This is a genomic window from Psychrobacter piscatorii (assembly GCF_043641605.1).
Taxonomy (GTDB): Bacteria; Pseudomonadota; Gammaproteobacteria; order Pseudomonadales; family Moraxellaceae; genus Psychrobacter; species Psychrobacter piscatorii_C.
The window spans coordinates 71961-89233 of record NZ_JBHZRK010000015.1; the positions used below are offsets into that span (position 1 = coordinate 71961).

Annotated in this window: 13 protein-coding genes; 3 read left to right on the forward strand and 10 right to left on the reverse strand. The window is 43.2% G+C overall.

What is annotated here, in order from left to right; genetic code table 11:
- Window positions 1-14 precede the first annotated feature (14 nt).
- The 6 genes from nqrF to ACHUET_RS12735 all read right to left on the reverse strand — a co-directional run bounded on the left by nqrF (window position 15) and on the right by ACHUET_RS12735 (window position 6130).
- Window positions 15-1250, reverse strand: a complete 1236-nt coding sequence (gene nqrF, locus ACHUET_RS12710) for an NADH:ubiquinone reductase (Na(+)-transporting) subunit F (protein WP_394213288.1) — start codon at window positions 1248-1250, stop codon at window positions 15-17.
- Between the two features lie 122 nt (window positions 1251-1372).
- Window positions 1373-1981, reverse strand: a complete 609-nt coding sequence (nqrE, locus tag ACHUET_RS12715) for an NADH:ubiquinone reductase (Na(+)-transporting) subunit E (protein WP_075107228.1) — start codon at window positions 1979-1981, stop codon at window positions 1373-1375.
- Window positions 1981-2652, reverse strand: a complete 672-nt coding sequence (locus ACHUET_RS12720) for an NADH:ubiquinone reductase (Na(+)-transporting) subunit D (protein WP_201602231.1) — start codon at window positions 2650-2652, stop codon at window positions 1981-1983. Before ACHUET_RS12720 ends, nqrE begins: the two co-directional genes overlap by 1 nt.
- Before the next feature lies 1 nt (window position 2653).
- A complete protein-coding gene (locus tag ACHUET_RS12725) occupies window positions 2654-3556 on the reverse strand; it encodes a Na(+)-translocating NADH-quinone reductase subunit C (protein WP_394213291.1) in 903 nt (300 codons plus the stop codon).
- Window positions 3537-4772 carry an NADH:ubiquinone reductase (Na(+)-transporting) subunit B gene (locus ACHUET_RS12730; RefSeq protein WP_201602227.1) on the reverse strand — a complete coding sequence of 412 codons (1236 nt, stop codon included), beginning with the start codon at window positions 4770-4772 and terminating at the stop codon, window positions 3537-3539. Before ACHUET_RS12730 ends, ACHUET_RS12725 begins: the two co-directional genes overlap by 20 nt.
- Window positions 4773-4777: 5 nt before the next feature.
- Entirely contained in the window at window positions 4778-6130 is a 1353-nt protein-coding gene (locus ACHUET_RS12735) for a Na(+)-translocating NADH-quinone reductase subunit A (protein WP_394213293.1), read from the reverse strand.
- Window positions 6131-7215: 1085 nt separating this feature from the next.
- On the opposite strand from ACHUET_RS12735, the gene hisA reads away from it, so the two are divergent.
- From hisA to ACHUET_RS12750, 3 genes are all read left to right on the forward strand, one after another.
- A complete protein-coding gene (gene hisA, locus ACHUET_RS12740; RefSeq protein ID WP_201547583.1) occupies window positions 7216-7953 on the forward strand; it encodes a 1-(5-phosphoribosyl)-5-[(5-phosphoribosylamino)methylideneamino]imidazole-4-carboxamide isomerase in 738 nt (245 codons plus the stop codon).
- A gap of 75 nt (window positions 7954-8028) precedes the next feature.
- A complete protein-coding gene (locus tag ACHUET_RS12745) occupies window positions 8029-9657 on the forward strand; it encodes a mechanosensitive ion channel domain-containing protein (RefSeq protein WP_394213295.1) in 1629 nt (542 codons plus the stop codon).
- A gap of 81 nt (window positions 9658-9738) precedes the next feature.
- The gene (locus ACHUET_RS12750; RefSeq protein WP_394213297.1) at window positions 9739-10038 is read left to right on the forward strand and encodes a hypothetical protein; all 300 of its coding nucleotides are present in this window, start codon (window positions 9739-9741) and stop codon (window positions 10036-10038) included.
- A gap of 93 nt (window positions 10039-10131) precedes the next feature.
- On the opposite strand, the gene rnr is transcribed toward ACHUET_RS12750, so the two are convergent.
- From rnr to thrS, 4 genes are all read right to left on the reverse strand, one after another.
- A complete protein-coding gene (rnr, locus tag ACHUET_RS12755) occupies window positions 10132-12408 on the reverse strand; it encodes a ribonuclease R (RefSeq protein ID WP_394213299.1) in 2277 nt (758 codons plus the stop codon).
- Between the two features lie 137 nt (window positions 12409-12545).
- Window positions 12546-13790, reverse strand: coding sequence for a toxic anion resistance protein (locus ACHUET_RS12760; protein ID WP_394213301.1), 1245 nt, complete (start codon window positions 13788-13790; stop codon window positions 12546-12548).
- A gap of 334 nt (window positions 13791-14124) precedes the next feature.
- On the reverse strand, window positions 14125-14628 hold the full coding sequence (gene infC / locus ACHUET_RS12765) for a translation initiation factor IF-3 (RefSeq protein ID WP_057762155.1): 504 nt from the start codon (window positions 14626-14628) through the stop codon (window positions 14125-14127).
- Window positions 14629-14651: 23 nt separating this feature from the next.
- A complete protein-coding gene (gene thrS, locus ACHUET_RS12770; RefSeq protein ID WP_394213303.1) occupies window positions 14652-16586 on the reverse strand; it encodes a threonine--tRNA ligase in 1935 nt (644 codons plus the stop codon).
- Window positions 16587-17273: the final 687 nt, after the last annotated feature.

The following is a 17273-nucleotide window of genomic DNA, read 5'->3' on the forward strand; positions in this document are numbered from 1 at the left end:
TTTATCTAGCTAACTTAACCACCGAAATCATCAAGCATGATGTTTTCGTCTTCTACGCCCATGCTGTGTAACATGTCGATTACGGCAGCGTTCATCATCGGTGGCCCACACATGTAGTATTCACAGTCTTCTGGGTTTGGATGGTCTTTCAGATAGTTCTCGAGCAATACATTATGGATAAATCCTGTTGGACCTTCCCAGTTATCTTCTGGTAATGGGTCAGACAGTGCCACATGCCACTCAAAGTTATCAAACTCTTCTTCTAGTTGGTCATAGTCCTCAACGTAGAACATCTCACGAATCGAGCGAGCACCGTACCAGAAGCTAATCTTACGATCCGTATTCAAGCGTTTGAGCTGATCAAAAATATGCGAGCGCATCGGGGCCATACCAGCACCACCACCGACAAAGATCATTTCAGCTTCGGTCTTCTTGGCAAAGAATTCACCGTAAGGACCTGAAACTGTCACTTTGTCACCAGGTACCAAGCTAAATACCCATGAAGACATTTTGCCTGGCGGGATACCTTCGCCGCCGCGTGGCGGTGGACTTGCGATACGAATGTTGAACTTGATCAGACCTTTCTCTTCAGGGTAGTTGGCCATCGAGTAAGCACGGATAACAGGCTCATCAACTTTCGAGACATAGTTGAAGATACCGAATTTTTCCCAGTCTTCTCTATATTCTTCATCAATCACAAAATCTTTATAATGTACTTCATGCGGTGGCGCTTCGAGCTGCACATAACCACCGGCGCGGAAGTTTACTTCTTCGCCTTCTGGAATTTTTAGTACCAGCTCTTTAATGAAAGTCGCAACGTTGTCATTGGAGACAACCTCACATTCCCATTTCTGTACATCAAAGAACTCAGGATCAATCTCAATTTTCATGTCTTGCTTAACAGCTACCTGACAAGCCAAGCGCATGTGATTGCGGATCTCGCCTTGAGTAAAGTAGCCTTCTTCGGTGGGCAAAATAGAACCACCACCTTCAATAACGCGGCAACGACACTGCGCACAAGTACCACCGCCACCACACGCTGAAGACAAAAATATGCCTTCGCCCGCTAGCGTTTGCAGTAGTTTACCGCCTGCTGGTGTCACCACGTCATTATCGGGATTATCATTAATATGGATAGTGACATCGCCTGAACTGACCAGTCTTGAGCGCGCCGCCAAAATAATAGCGACGAGGCCCATGATGATCAAGGTAAACATAGCAACGCCACCAATCGCCGTAGCGTAATCCATGGTAGGTATCCTTAATCTATGGGGTAGGGGTGCGAAGACATGTTTTAAGCTGTGTCCGAACCCTTACCGAATAAATGAATTAAATAGATCAAATAGCTAATAGAAGCTTTGAGCTTAGTAGTTTAGATGGACATACCACCGAACGACATAAAGCCGAGCGACATAAGACCAACCGTGAGAAAGGTAATACCAAGACCGCGCAATGGCGCTGGAATGTCTGAGTATTTTAGCTTCTCACGAATACCTGCCAATGCAGTAATAGCAAGTGCCCAACCGAAGCCTGCACCCACACCATAGACGACAGACTCACCAAAGTTATAGTCACGCTCTACCATAAATAGTACACCACCTAAGATGGCACAGTTTACAGTGATCAGTGGTAAGAATACCCCAAGCGCGTTATAAAGACTTGGTACAAACTTGTCTAAGAACATCTCTAGAATCTGTACGGTGGCAGCAATCAAACCGATATAACTGAGCAATCCTAAAAAGCTCAAATCAATATCAGGAAAGCCTGCCCATGCCAGCGCACCATCTTTTAGGATGAACTGGAATAGCAAGTTGTTTAGCGGAACCGTGATGGCCATCACGACAATCACAGCAACCCCTAGACCAATAGCCGTTGAGACTTTTTTGGATACGGCCAAAAAAGTACACATGCCTAAGAAGTAGGCAAGTGCCATGTTCTCAATAAAGACTGAGGTTATAAATAAACTAATATAATGTCCCATTAGTGACCGCCTCCATGTGCCATGCCTTTAGACTGCGGCTTCATTACAAACTCAGCTTCTTCCACTTGTTCTGGTTTCCAGATACGGACGATAGCGATAAATAAAGCAATAATGAAAAACGCTGATGGTGGCAACAGCAACAAACCATTCGGTATATACCAACCGCCATCAGTAACTGGCTGTAGGATCGTAATACCAAACCAAGTACCTGCGCCTAACAGCTCACGGATAGTAGCGACAAATAACAAGACCGCTGAGTAACCAAGACCGTTACCAATACCATCTAAAAAGCTTGGGATTGGCGGGTTGCTCATCGCAAATGCTTCAGCACGGCCCATAACGATACAGTTAGTGATGATCAGACCAACGAAGACCGACAGACCTTTACTCACATCATAAGCGACCGCTTTTAGTACCTGATCAACTAAGATAACCAATGATGCAATAATCGTCATCTGTACGATAATACGGATGCTCGATGGAATCTTTTTACGAATGACAGAGATAAAGAAGCTTGAGAACGCCGTTACCAATGTCAATGCCACACACATGACCATGGCATTTGCCATACTTGTTGTGACCGCCAACGCCGAACAGATACCTAAGATCTGTAGGCCGATGGGGTTATTGTCAAAAATAGGCGTGGTTAAAATACTTTTAGTATCAGCCATGTTATGCCTCCTTGCCGTTTGCTACTGGTAGCGTGGCTGCCAATTCGGTTTTAGGTTGAGCTGCTGGCTTTGATTGACTTGCTTGTGTGTCTGCATTATCAAGTGTCTGGCCGCTCTGTTTACGTAGCATATCTAGATAAGGTTTGTAGCCTTGCTCGCCTAACCAAAACTGAATCATGTTACTGACGCCGCGGCTAGTCAGTGTTGCACCGCTGATGCCATCGACCCAGTTGTCTTTTGAATTACCGGCTTTGGTTACACCTGTGGCAACTTCGCCACTGTCATCATAAGAGTGGATGCCGTTCCATTTTGCACGCCATTCTGGCTCTTCGATACGAGCGCCAAGACCTGGGGTTTCTTTATGCTCATAAAAGCTGATACCTTTGATGGTATTCATGTCACTTTCAAGGGTTAAGAAACCATAGATCGTACCCCAGAGTCCGTAGCCTTGAATTGGCAAAACGATTAGCTCAGGCTTACCCGCGTCATCTTCTTTGACATAGACTTTAGCATATTTTGGCTTGCGGCCAATACCAGCAGGATCATTGTCACCCAAGTCTTCACTTAAGGCTTGGTTTTTTGTCGCTTGACTGGCGTCATAGGCATTACGATCAGGAATACCAGCCGTTTTTAACTCATCGTCATCAAGGTAGTTGCCCTTATTTAAGTCAATGATTTTGACATCGAAGTCTTTAAAACGTTCGGCAACATCATCTGCTGTATCAGACTCTGCATCGTACATGTCAGCCGCAACCAAAATGTTTTTGTTACGATCTAAGCGCGCATTTTCGACTTGTGCTGGCTTTAGGCCAACGGCAGCTGCCGAGACCAATACGGAACACACCAAGCACAGCATCAAAGCCACACTAATGGTTTTTGCGTTATTACTTTTGGGCTTGGACATAACGAACCCTCCGAGCGGTTTGGCGTTTGATGTTTGCTTGGGTCACAAAATAATCAAACAGTGGAGCAAATAAGTTGGCAAACAAAATGGCCAGCATGATGCCTTCTGGGAAAGCAGGGTTAATGACACGAATCAATACGGTCATAAAACCAATCAAAATACCGTAAGCCCAGCGGCCTTTATTAGTATGCGCAGCTGAAACTGGATCGGTTGCCATAAACACAGCACCGAAAGCGAAACCACCGATCACTAAGTGCCAGTAGAACGGCAAGCTCATCATCATATTGTCGTCAGAGCCAACCATATTGAACACAAGAGACGTCGCGATCAGACCGACCACACAACCTGCCATGATGCGCCAAGAAGCAATACGCGTCCAAAGCAACACCGCAGCACCCATTAGGATAGCTAGCGTCGATACTTCACCGATACTACCTTGCATGTTACCTAAGAATGCATCACTCCACGTGATCGCATTACCATAGACATCGACGAAGTCCTGAGGAACCACCCCAAGGGCTGCAAGGCCAAGCGGCGTCGCGCCTGAGAATCCATCTACTGCCGTCCATACTGAGTCACCAGACATATACGCTGGATAAGCAAAATATAGAAATGCACGACCCGATAGGGCAGGATTCAAGAAGTTTTTACCAGTACCACCGAACACTTCTTTTGCAACAACCACACCAAAGATAATACCTAGGGCAACTTGCCATAATGGAATATCAGGTGGTAGACATAATGCAAATAGAACTGACGTCACAAAGAAACCTTCGTTGACTTCGTGCCCGCGGACAACGGCAAAGATAATCTCACAGAGAATACCAACCGCAAACGTCACGATATAAATCGGCAAAAATTGCATGGCTCCGTAGACAAAGCTGGCCCAGATACTGTCTGGGTTATAGCCTGCCATGCTAGTGATAACTGTACGCCAGCCGTCAGGCTGCAAGCCGAGCTGTGCGATAGCAGTTAGTGCTTGATGACCGATATTGTACATACCCCAAAACATTGCTGGGAACGTACATAGCCATACCGTAATCATAATACGTTTTAGATCAATACCATCACGCACATGCGATGACGCATAGGTGGTTGAGTCTGGTTGACGTAAGAACGTATCAAACATCTCAAAAATAGCGTAGTACTTTTCGTGTTTGCCGCCTTTAGTGAAAGATGGCTCCATACGATCGAACATATTGTGTAAAAATTTCATCGTGGTTAGCCCTCCAGCTCAATGCGCGTTAAGTTATCACGCAAAATATCACCGAACTCATATTTGCCAGGAGATACAAAGGTGCATAGTGCCAAATCTTCTTCGTCCAACTCAAGTGCACCCAAATCAGTGGCGCTTAAGATGTCTTCGACAATCAAAGCACGTAACAGTTGGGTCGGTAGATAATCTTGAGGCATGACTTCTTCATAGACACCGATTGGTACCATGGCGCGAGGTGAGCCGTTACTTGTCGTGGTGAAATTGTATTTTTTGCCACCAAAGAACTGCGAAATATAGATAGGCAGTTTTGAGAAGCGGTTTTTACCTGGGCTAAAGAAGTGGAACGCTGGGCGCTCATGGCCTTCAGCTAGTACACTGATCTGATTATGAAAACGACCCAGATAGGCGATATTGTCAAACACTTTACGACCAGACAATACTGAACCTGAGATAATACGGTTCTCGCCTGCCGCTAGTTGACCTTTAGTCAATGCCGTAATATCAGCGCCGCGTTCGGTCGCAATCAAATGTGGCTTGGTAACCGCAGGGCCAGCTAAGCTTAGCATACGGCGTGTATACAGATGTCCAGTCGTGAACAGTTTACCAATTGCAATCACGTCTTGATATCCAATCGTCCATACGGACACACCGCGCATGATTGGATGCAAAAAGTGAATGTGCGTACCAGCAAGACCTGCTGGATGTTTACCAGCAAAGGCGTGATACTCAGTGACATTATTAGTCGCAGTTTTTGCGACTGGCGTCAGCTGGGCATCGCCATGATGACAGACAAAAGTCTTTGGCGTGAGTGTCGAAAGTACAGCAAGACCATCATTGAACGCTTGTAGCTGCTCATTGATCACAAGCATTGGGTCAAGGGCTAATGGATTGGTATCCATTGCTGTGACAAAGATAGCGTGTGGACGAGCACCAATTTCTGGTGCGCGGCTGTAGGGACGCGTACGAAACGCAGTCCATTCGCCAGAAGCAATCAGTTGGGTTTCAACGACTTCAGAGTCTAGGTCAGCAAGCTGCTGTGAGTCATAGCGCTCAAAGTCTATTTCTTCACCTTTTGGGTCGACCGCGATCACAAGACTTTCAAACACTCGGCGCTCACCGCGTTTAATCGCGACGACCTTACCAGCAGCAGGTGCAGTGTAGATGACGCCAACACGTTTTTTGTCTTCAAAAACGGGCTGACCTTTTGCTACGATGTCACCTTCTTTGACATTCATCGTAGGCTTCATGCCCACGTAGTCATAGCCAACAAGTGCTACATGTGTCGGTTGGTGCTCAGATATCTCGCGGGAGGGTTCACCGGTGATGGGCAAATCCAAACCTTTTTTGATGGTAATCATAAGCGAAAACTTAGTCCATAGTCTAAAACGATACCAGACGTCCTGTTTGGTACATCGGTAGTATGAACATTTATATCACTCAATAAAGCCTTCAATCATCTACTTCTATATTGAAATAGCGATGAAAGCTTTGTGAGGATAATACATAATCATAACTACTATTAAGAGTATTAACGCTGACCTTAGACTCCTTAACAACACGTTAATGTCTTATTCGAATTACCAAAGTGGCGACTGGCTACCAAGGTGTATGCTAAAACTATCGAATCAAAATCAATCACCAAAAGCACACTGCCAAAAGAGATTACTTTGAAAATAACAGCCTTATCACACGTTTCATTGAAATTAAAAACTTGTAACACCAGTATGATGGGCCACTTTTATCCAATCAGTATCGTGTAAAAATACGCGATTTTTTAGAAGTGTGACCAAATAACGATCTATTGAAGTAGATGATAAACTGGCTAAAAGGCAACCTAGATAAGCAAGCATCAATTCATTATTGTGAGCTGCTATAACTCTAGTCATAACTGTTCTAATATTGTTAGCTCGTGATAGGGATTTAAAAGGCAACCAATGGGGCTTAAGACTGTAGAATCGGTGGTATACAAGCTACCAGATTAGATTTCTATTATAATCCTTTTTGGCAAAATATCAGTTAATATCATACAGATATATTTAGCCATTGCTCGTTGTATCTGAATCGCCTCGATATGCTACTAAGCAATAACGACTCAACAAAAAGCGTAACACCTGGTTACTATCACATAGAAACAAATAAAAATTTACCTAGGATTATACGCTAAATTGACCTAAAATTGCCAGTCAGTAATAGAATTTAACGAATGTTGGTGGTGATTCTACGTACTACAACTTATGGTTATGATTGTTTGGTTTCGATTGTATCCTATCTCTATTTGAGCAGATTTCTGACCAATTTTATTTGGTTTTTTGAATCTGTCTATAATTTATGCCGCGTTTGCGTGGTGTTTTCTATCGTTGTTTGATTCTCTAATATCGTTTCATTCTCAACAATGTAATTTACTAAATTTATTGCCAATATTGTGCTTTATAAGGAATGCTATATGTGTGCTGTGCCTGTCATTATCCCGGCCATTGATTTAAAAGATGGTAAATGTGTACGTTTAAAACAAGGTCGTATGGAAGATGATACGGTGTTTTCTGATGACCCAGTCGCTATGGCTGCACGTTGGGTAGATGAGGGCGCACGTCGTCTACATTTGGTCGATTTGAATGGTGCTTTTGATGGCGTGCCAGTACACAGACAAGTGGTCAATGATATTACCAAAGCATATCCGAACCTGCCTATTCAATTAGGTGGCGGCGTGCGTAATATGAATACTATTGAGCAATACATTACTGCCGGTCTGACCTACATTATTATTGGTACAAAAGCCGTTGAAGATCCGGATTTTGTTGCAGAAGCTTGCCGTGAATTTGCAGGACACATTATCGTTGGTATCGATGCCAAAGACGGTATGGTAGCCACTCATGGTTGGGCCAATGTTACCGATACCAAGGCAACCGAGCTTGCCAAGCGTTTTGCTGATGTGGGTGTTTCTTCTATTGTGTATACTGATATTGCCCGTGATGGCATGATGCAAGGCGTGAATGTTGAACAAACCGTCAATTTGGCTCGCGAAGGCGGTCTACCGGTGATTGCATCAGGTGGCGTGACTGACATGAAAGATATCGAGCTGTTAAAGCCTTATGGTGATTGTATCGAAGGTATCATCACTGGTCGTGCTATTTATGAAGGCACGCTGAATTTGAGCGAAGCACAACGTTACTTAGATAGCTAAATAAATAAAGTCATATAGCTAATCACCAGTGAAAATTTGAACGATATAAAATATTTAAAAAAGCAAAGGATGCTTATGGCCACTTATTTTGACCGTCCAATGGTTCGCCGTTTTATAACAGCGTGGGGTCAAATGCTGTTGCTGTTAAGCATCCTTTGTACGTGGCCCGCTTATGCTGCTGGTGAAGAACTCTCTGGCATTGCAACCGCGCTCGGCGTGGAGAGTGTACAAGAGGCAACACCTGATAGTGATCCTGCGCCAGACGAGGAAGCATCAGAACCTATCACCTCATTACCGACAACCGCTCCGCCACCAGTAATCAGTGGCGAGAGCACCAATAATGGTCAAATTGAAACCACACCCACACCGCAAAAAGACAATGAAATCCGTCAGCGTATCAATGGTATTTTTTCTGAAATTGAAGGGTTGCAGGCTGTCAATGTCAGTGTTAGCCAAGGTGTTGTCACGCTAACAGGGGAGACTGCCAACGAAAAAAAAGCGCAGCAAGCCATCAATCTGACCAACCGTCTGACAGATGTTGTCACGGTCGATGACAATATTAATCGAACGTTGGACGTTCAAGAGAATGTCTCGACGGTTTATCAAGGTCTAAAAGCGCAATTAGAAAACCTCGTAAAGGCTCTACCTTTACTGTTAGTCGGCATCGTTATTTTTGTATTGGTGACATGGTTTGGCAGTTGGTTGTCGAATCGCAAAAGAATGTGGCAGCGCCTAACGCCCAATCCTTTTGTCGCTGAGCTGTTGTCGCAGACCGTAAAAGTCATTTTTATTATTTTTGGTCTTATCTTAGGGCTGAGTCTCATCGGGGCGGAGACAATTTTAGGTACTCTGCTTGGCGGTGCTGGTGTTATTGGTATTGCCGTTGGTTTTGCAGTCAAAGATACTATCGAAAACTATATCGCCTCCCTAATGCTGAGTATTCGTCAGCCGTTTCGTGCACGTGATCAAGTGGTCATCAATGGGCAAGAAGGTATTGTCGTTCGTCTGACCTCACGTGCGACGATACTGATGACATTAGATGGCAATCAGTTGCGTATTCCGAATGCTGAAGTCTTTAAAGGTACCATTCTAAACTATACCAAAAATCCTGAGCGCCGCTTTACTTTTGAATTAGGCGTTGATGCGAATGATGATCCGTTGGCAGCCATCAAAGTAGGACTGGATGCAATAGGTACGTTAGCATTTGTATTGGATGAACCTAAAGCAATTGCTGTCATTATCAATGTCGGTGATTCTAATATCGTTTTAGAGTTTCAGGTTTGGGTAGATCAATCAGAGACAGATTTTGCCAAAGCGCGTAGTATTGCCATTCGCGAGACCAAACATGCATTAGAAAACGAAGGCTTTAGCTTGCCTGAACCCATTTATCGTTTGCGGTTTAATGACAAATTAGAGAAAGCCATTGAACATATGCAGAACAGTACGAGTAGTGCTAAATCTGACATGACGATTACTTCAACCACGCCTGAGCCTAAGGTTGAACGTCAGAATAATGACATACCTGTTGATGATAAAGATAAAAAGCAAGCAAAGGCGCGAGCCAAAGTTATTTTGCAAGGCCGTAATGCTGATGAGGTCCTCGATGCCCGCCCTGATGACAAGCTGATGGAAAAGGTCGAGCAAGAGATTGCTCAAAGCTCAGATGAAACGGATTTACTTAATAATAATAGTCCACAAGAATAGTAAGAGATAGCAGGCTTAAAAGTCGGCACAAAAAGTGCAATGGAACTCGTATTTGGTAATTAATCAGAGTCGAGTTTTTTTATGGAAATGAAGCATCTAATCATATTCGCCGTAATCGGCATCGTGGCATTGCTTGGTTTTAATATCATTAATGGCAATAGTCACGAGAAAAACAGAGAGGTTGCCGTTAGCAGTACTGCCTCTGGACAGCCTACAGCAGCTGTATCTGATGCAGATAGCTCTAAGAATAGCTCTGCAAATATCGCCAGCAAACCACTTGGCGAACAGCCAAAAGCCATTTTAGATGATGCAACCAATAAAATTGACCAAGCACAGCAATCTGAACAAGATCGTTTGGATCAGATGAGTGATGCACAGTAAGAAAATATTTAACCTAAAATTATAAATAACAAAGCATAAAAAAGGGCCAACGTTATCGTTAGCCCTTTTTATTTATGGTACTACAGTTTCAGATTAGCTTTTTTTGCTAGATCCTCTACGGTTATTATTTCTCTTCGCAGGGCTTTTCTTAGGCTGCTCTTTTTTAGCAGGCTGCTTTTTTGTCTGATTCATGGCACTAGACTGCAGTTTTTCTTTTAAATCAAAGTCAATTTGCAGCAAGTCCATGTTGACGCCAGCAACCTGTACCTTGACCAAATCACCAAGTCCAAAGAGCGTGCCTTTGTCTTTACCGATAAGCTGCTGTTGCTGCTCATCATAAACGAAGAAGTCATCACCAACATTCGAGATATGTACTAGACCATCAATGTATAAGTCAGTCAAGGTGACAAATAGACCAAAGTTAGTGACTGAGGTCACAACCCCTTCGAACTCTTCGCCAACATGATCGGTCATATAGTGGCACTTGAGCCAAGATTCTACATAGCGCGATGCTTTTTCTGCACGGCGCTCTGTATCTGACGTCTGTGTACCAGCACCATCAAGAGAGAAGTCCATCACAGGCTGTTTGCTGTTCGTTACCTGAGCTTTAATACCGCGATGCAACATCAAATCTGGGTAACGGCGAATCGGCGAGGTAAAGTGGCTGTATTCATCATAAGCCAAGCCAAAGTGACCAATATTGTCAGGCGCATAGTTTGCTTGCATCATTGAACGCAGCAACATGCTATGGATGCTGATCGCATCTGGTCGGTCTTTGGTCGCTTCGATAATGCGCTGATAATCCGCTTGCGTTGGATTCTCTTCTGGGAAAGGTAAACCGAAGTTTTTTGCATATTCGTGGATACGCATCGACTTCTCATTATCAGGCTTATCATGGTTACGATATAAGACTGGTAGCTCGTGCTTGAGCGCGAAGTTTGCCGCGCAGGTATTAGCGAGGAGCATACACTCTTCAATCAGCTTCTGAGAGTCACCACGAGTACGCGGTAAAATAGCGTCAATGCCACCTTTTTCGTTGAACTTGATGTACGTTTCAACCGTTTCAAATTCCATTGCATGACGTTCTTCACGCTTCTTAAGCAGTAGCTCATAAAGCTGGTATAACGTATCGATGGATTTTTTGACGTCTTTATTGCCCGTTAATGACTTAGGAAGTCTCTTATCATTTGGATTGGCAAGATAGTCGTTCACTTGGTTGTAGGTTAAGCGTGCTTGCGAGTGCATCACTGAGGGATAAAACTCATATCCTGTGACCTTGCCTGCGCGCGATATCTTGATATCAGCAACCATACATAAGCGATCTAGGTTAGGGTTCAATGAGCATAGACCGTTAGAGAGCACTTCAGGCAACATCGGAATCACGCGATGCGGGAAGTATACGGATGTACCGCGCTCATAGGCATCTTGGTCCAGTGGTGAATTGGGTGTGACATAGTAGCTGACATCCGCAATCGCAACCACGACACGGTAATTACCACCAGAACGCTTCTCAGCAAATACGGCATCATCAAAATCACGTGCATCTTCACCATCGATAGTGACAAGTGGCAGATGACGCAAATCTGTGCGGCCTTTTATGTCATTTTCAGTCGGCTCTTGATAATCAGCAGCTTGCTTGAGTGCCGCTTCACTAAAATCTGATGGGATATCATAGTTAAGAAGGGTTGTCTCAATAATCAATTCACGGTCGTTGTCATCAGACAACACTTCAGTGATTTTACCTGTACCAAATTCATGCTGGTTTGGCCAATCAATGATGTCTACTTTTACAGGTGCGCCTTCTTTAGCGTTCAATGCCTGTACGTTGTCATCAGTAACCGTGATCGGTTGATGATTGTTTGGACTACCAAGCTCAACACAATAGCCGTCTTCATCACGCGCAAGCGTACCGATGAAATTGTTTTGGCGACGCTCGACTACGTCAACAATACGGCCTTCGGTACGACCGCGATTGTCTGTTGACGTACCGACAGCTGCTACCGTATCGCCATTGAATACCCAGCGCATTTGCTTTTCATGCAAAAACAAATCTGGCATATCACTTAGCACCACAAAACCAAAACCTTTTGGATGTGCAGATACCGTACCTGTAACGATATCTTGTTTGGTGACCGTGCGATAGCGATAAGGACGGCCTTCACGGTTCACTTGCCCATCACGTGCCATTGCCTTCAAGCGATTGCCCAAAGCGTCAAATTGGTCAGGATCATCAATATTAAAGGCTTTTGCCAATTGTTGATGCGTGACTTCCCCATGCTCATTAATCGTGCTGAGTATCAGCTCACGACTAGGAATCGGGTTGTCATATTTTTTTGCCTCACTTGAGGCGTTTGGATCATTCCAACTCATAAATTACCGTATCTATTTTTAAAATTATTAATAGTGACTATCTTAACACGAACGACGGCGCAATATCTTGCGTCAATTGTCTTATGTGTCCTCGGTAGCAGGAAGCAGTCAGTTTTAATGACTGCTATATGGATAAATCAAATGTCGATATCAACACTGTTTGATTGATTGGTGATCTTTTTGCTATCAAGCTCTTTCGATACTTCTAGCACCGTAGTTTGATTTGATTTATCCAAGTATTTTTGTGCTTTATCTACTTCAGTGGTCAAAGTATTGACCGTTTGCTTCATATTCTCTAATGCTTCGATTTTATAATTACTGATCATATCCATGGTGTCATAGACATTATTGAAGGCATTTTGTAGTTTATCAAGCTCAATGCTGCTACTGGTTGCTTGCTCATGAATCTCACCTGACTGACGTTTGAGCATGGCGGAGGTTGATTCAATCAAGCTACTCGTGGTTTTATTCAATGCCGTAATCTGATCAAGTACCAGTTTTTGATTGGTCATGGCTTGAGCAACTACCACCGCTGTACGTAGTGCTGAAACAGTCGTCGTCGTTGCGCGATCAACCCCTTTTATCAGCTCTAAGTTATTACGGCGAATGGTATCGAGCGCTAGATAACCTTGTACATTCACTGCTAACTGGGTTAAGAAGTCGGTATTTTTTTGACGGACGTAAAACAGCATCTCTTCTTTAATAATACGCGCTTTCTCAGGATCTGTTGCCTCTATAGCGTAGACCTTTTGCTCTAGTTGCTCATCAATCTTCTTGCCAACATAGATATATTGGCGAATAGACTGCATCAGCTCCCACATATTGACTTTCTCTTGCTCAATCATCGCATTGTCTTTGAGCAATTCATCTTTACCATTATATAGACTGGTAACAACCGCGTTGATGTGTGATTGAGCTGACTCATATTGACGGAAATAATCTTGTACTTTATTACCAAATGGAATCAGACCGAACAGCTTACGTGAGTTGGTCAGCTCTTTTTTGCTCGGATCTAAGTCCTCGACGATACCGCGTAACTCAGTCAAAGATTTGGCGATAGGGGAGTTATCAAACAAACTGTCATTGAGACTTTTGGCTGGTAGCTCCAGCATCCGATTAGAGACTTGCGCTGACTCACGAATTTCTTTCGTACCTAAATTATGAATAGATTGAACGTTTTGCTGAAACTCTGGGCTGTGCACCGAGTTAGTAATCACGTGATCGACAAACGCATCAACTTTGGCATCGAGCTCTGGAATTTGGCTTTCATCCAACTTGACCATTTGATCGGCTTCACTTTTTTGTATTTCTTTGACAGGTTCAGGCGCTGTGAGAGAGATACTAGGAGTTGTGGCGTTTTCTGGTGGCGTCAATTCTTGCATGAAATTTCCTTTGATGTCGGCTAAAAGTAGTGTGTTTTATCCGTGACTCTAGCGGTCGCGATATACGTTATTGTTATACACTGACTAAAAATTTTGATAAATGCTGATTAGCAAATATAAAACAGACCTTTAGACTACCGCGTAATCAAATAGTTGAGAAGGTAGATTTTGTAAAATAGCGTCAGCCAATTATATCTGGCTAAATACATTTAAAAGAGACAGTAAGCAGTTCAAATAATAAAAAACCATCAATATCCCGTAGCATATTGATGGTTAGAGTTATAAATAGCTATATGGACTAACAGCCACTACTCAAAGTAACCCAATGAACAGATTACTTTTTCTTTGTAGGTCCGAGCAACATACCCATTTGACGACCTTCCATCTTAGGATATTGTTCGACGTTTGAGATATCAGCAGTATCTTCAATGATACGATCAAGTTGTTTGCGACCAATGTCTTGGTGCGCCATTTCACGTCCGCGGAAACGGATGCTAATTTTAACTTTGTCCTGATCTTCCAAGAAGCTCACGATTTTTCTCAGTTTAACCTGATAATCGGCCTCTTCGGTACTAGGACGTAGCTTCATCTCTTTGAGCTGAGTCTGCTTTTGGTTTTTCTTAGCTTCTTTAGCCTTTTGCTTTTGATCATAGAGGAAATGTTTATAATCCATGATCTTACATACTGGCGGCTTAGCTTCAGGAACTAATTCAACCAAATCTAGGTTTTCATCACGTGCCGCTTTCATCGCGGTTGCGATATCAACCACGCCCATTTGCTCGCCATCTTCTTTGACGAGACGGACTTCTTTGACGTTGATATCTTCGTTGATGTTCAAACGGTTGGACTGTTTAATAGGTATTACTCCTCATCTGTTTTTGGGGTCTGTCGGCCTTTTTTACTGACAGCGGTCTGTACTAATGTAATAAATTCAGAAACATTCATTACGCCAAGGTTCTCACCTTCGCGAGTTCGGACGTTGACGCTGCCCGATTCCACTTCTTTATCCCCTAATACTAGCATATAGGGAATACGTTCTAATGTTTTCTCTCGTATCTTAAATCCAATCTTTTCGTTACGCAAGTCGCTAATAGCGCGCAAACCTGCATTTTTGAGCTCGCTAACCACGTTTTCGCATGCATCAGCTTGTTTATCAGTGATATTCATGACCACAACTTGCTGCGGTGCTAGCCATACTGGCATCCAACCGGCATAGTTTTCGATCAAAATACCAATGAAGCGCTCAAATGACCCTAGAATTGCACGGTGCAACATAATAGGGACTTCGCGATCGTTTTGCTCATTGACGAACTCAGCATCGAGACGCTCAGGCATGTTTGGATCAACCTGAATGGTACCGCACTGCCAAATGCGTCCTAATGAATCCTTTAGACTGAACTCAATCTTTGGACCATAGAAAGCACCTTCGCCAGGTAAGTAATCCCAGTCTAGCCCTGAGCTATCAAGCGCATCTGCTAACGCCTTTTCTGCAAAATCCCAGGACTCATCACTACCAACGCGTTTTTCAGGACGAGTAGACAACTTCATAATAATGTTATCAAAGCCAAAATCTTCATAAACAGCAAGCGTCAGCTTAATAAAGTCAGCAACCTCTTGTTGAATCTGCGACTGCGTACAGAAGATATGCGCATCATCTTGAGTAAAACCACGTACGCGCATCAAACCATGCAATGAACCTGATGGCTCATTACGATGACAAGAACCAAACTCAGCCATACGTAGTGGCAAGTCACGGTAAGATTTTAGGCCTTGGTTGAACACTTGCACGTGGCAAGGGCAGTTCATTGGTTTTACCGCGTAATCACGGTTTTCACTAGAGGTCGTGAACATATTGGTTGCATAATTGCCCCAATGTCCTGAGCGCTCCCACAAGCTACGATCCACGATTTGCGGTGTTTTAATCTCTTCATAGCCATTATCATATTGTACTTTGCGCATGTATTGCTCAAGTACCTGATAAATTGTCCAGCCATTTGCATGCCAGAACACCATACCTGGCGCTTGCTCTTGCATATGAAATAGGTTTAGCGCTTTACCAATTTTACGATGGTCACGCTTTTCAGCTTCTTCAATACGTTGTATATAAGCTTTTAGCTGTTTTTTATCAGCCCAAGCAGTACCATAAATACGCTGTAATTGCTCGTTTTTCGCATCACCGCGCCAATAAGCACCTGACATTTTAGTCAGTTTAAATACTTTCAAAAAGCGCGTATTTGGTACGTGCGGGCCACGGCACATATCAACATATTCTTGATGATGATATAGACCAAAGGCTTCTTCACCTGGCATATCATTAATCAGTTTTAGCTTATAGTCTTCGTTACGTGATTCAAATATCTCGATCGCTTCGGCACGTGGCGTCATTTTTTTGATAACGTCATAATCTTGCTTGATTAGCTCCATCATGCGTTTTTCAATGGCTTCCATATGCTCAGGCGTAAATGGCGTTTCACTAAAAATATCGTAATAAAAACCATCATCAATAACAGGACCAATGACCATCTTCACATCAGGATATAGCTGTTTAACCGCATGACCTAATAAGTGAGCACATGAGTGACGAATAATATCAACACCATCGTCGTCTTTCGGCGTCACGATTTCAACATTGGCATCAGCGACGATAGGATCATGTGCATCTACGAGATGACCATTGACACGCCCAGCGACCGTCGCTTTAGCGAGCCCTGTCCCAATATTTTGCGCCACTTCCATGACTGTTGTATGACCTTCGAAGTCTTTCACGCTACCATCGGGTAAAGTAATCGCTACCATAATCTATTCGCCTGTTATTGGGTCCGTTGGCAGTGATGATTGCAACCATCAATCATATAACCGTGAGACCGCATCAATTATATCTAATCGTTGTGATATATAGTGAGAGTGACACATTACTTGTTACTGCTTTGTAGTGCTATATATTGTGGATTTTATTGGTTATTCAAGAGTGTCAAATCAATACCGACATCATAGACAGAACTTTATCATCTATCTAATATAGATAATCAGCAAAAATAAGTAATGTAATAAAAGGATGATTATAGCAAAAACCGTCTACCAACACTAGATATCAAGGGATAGAGCCTTAAGCTCAATAAGAGATAAACTGCGAAAGTTATTTTTGGACATTTCAAAATAGAATGTTGGCAAAACTATATAAAGTTTGTCGACTAACCTTTTATATAGTGATGTTTGTAGTAATCTCAATATTGGAGGTATGAGTAGGAGTGCCTTGAAAGAGGTAGAAGATAATAAACGGCACTACATATCTGATAAAACTATCAACCAGAGCACACTTTTATTGCCTTTTTAAAGAAGCTAACTCCAACCCATTGAAAATATTCAACTTTCTAAATTACGGGGAAATAAGTCCAAAAACATTAATAAAACAGGTTGACACAAAAATTAAACCCTCTATAATACGCCCTCATCAGACGGACTAGCGGCAACGAATATGTAAAT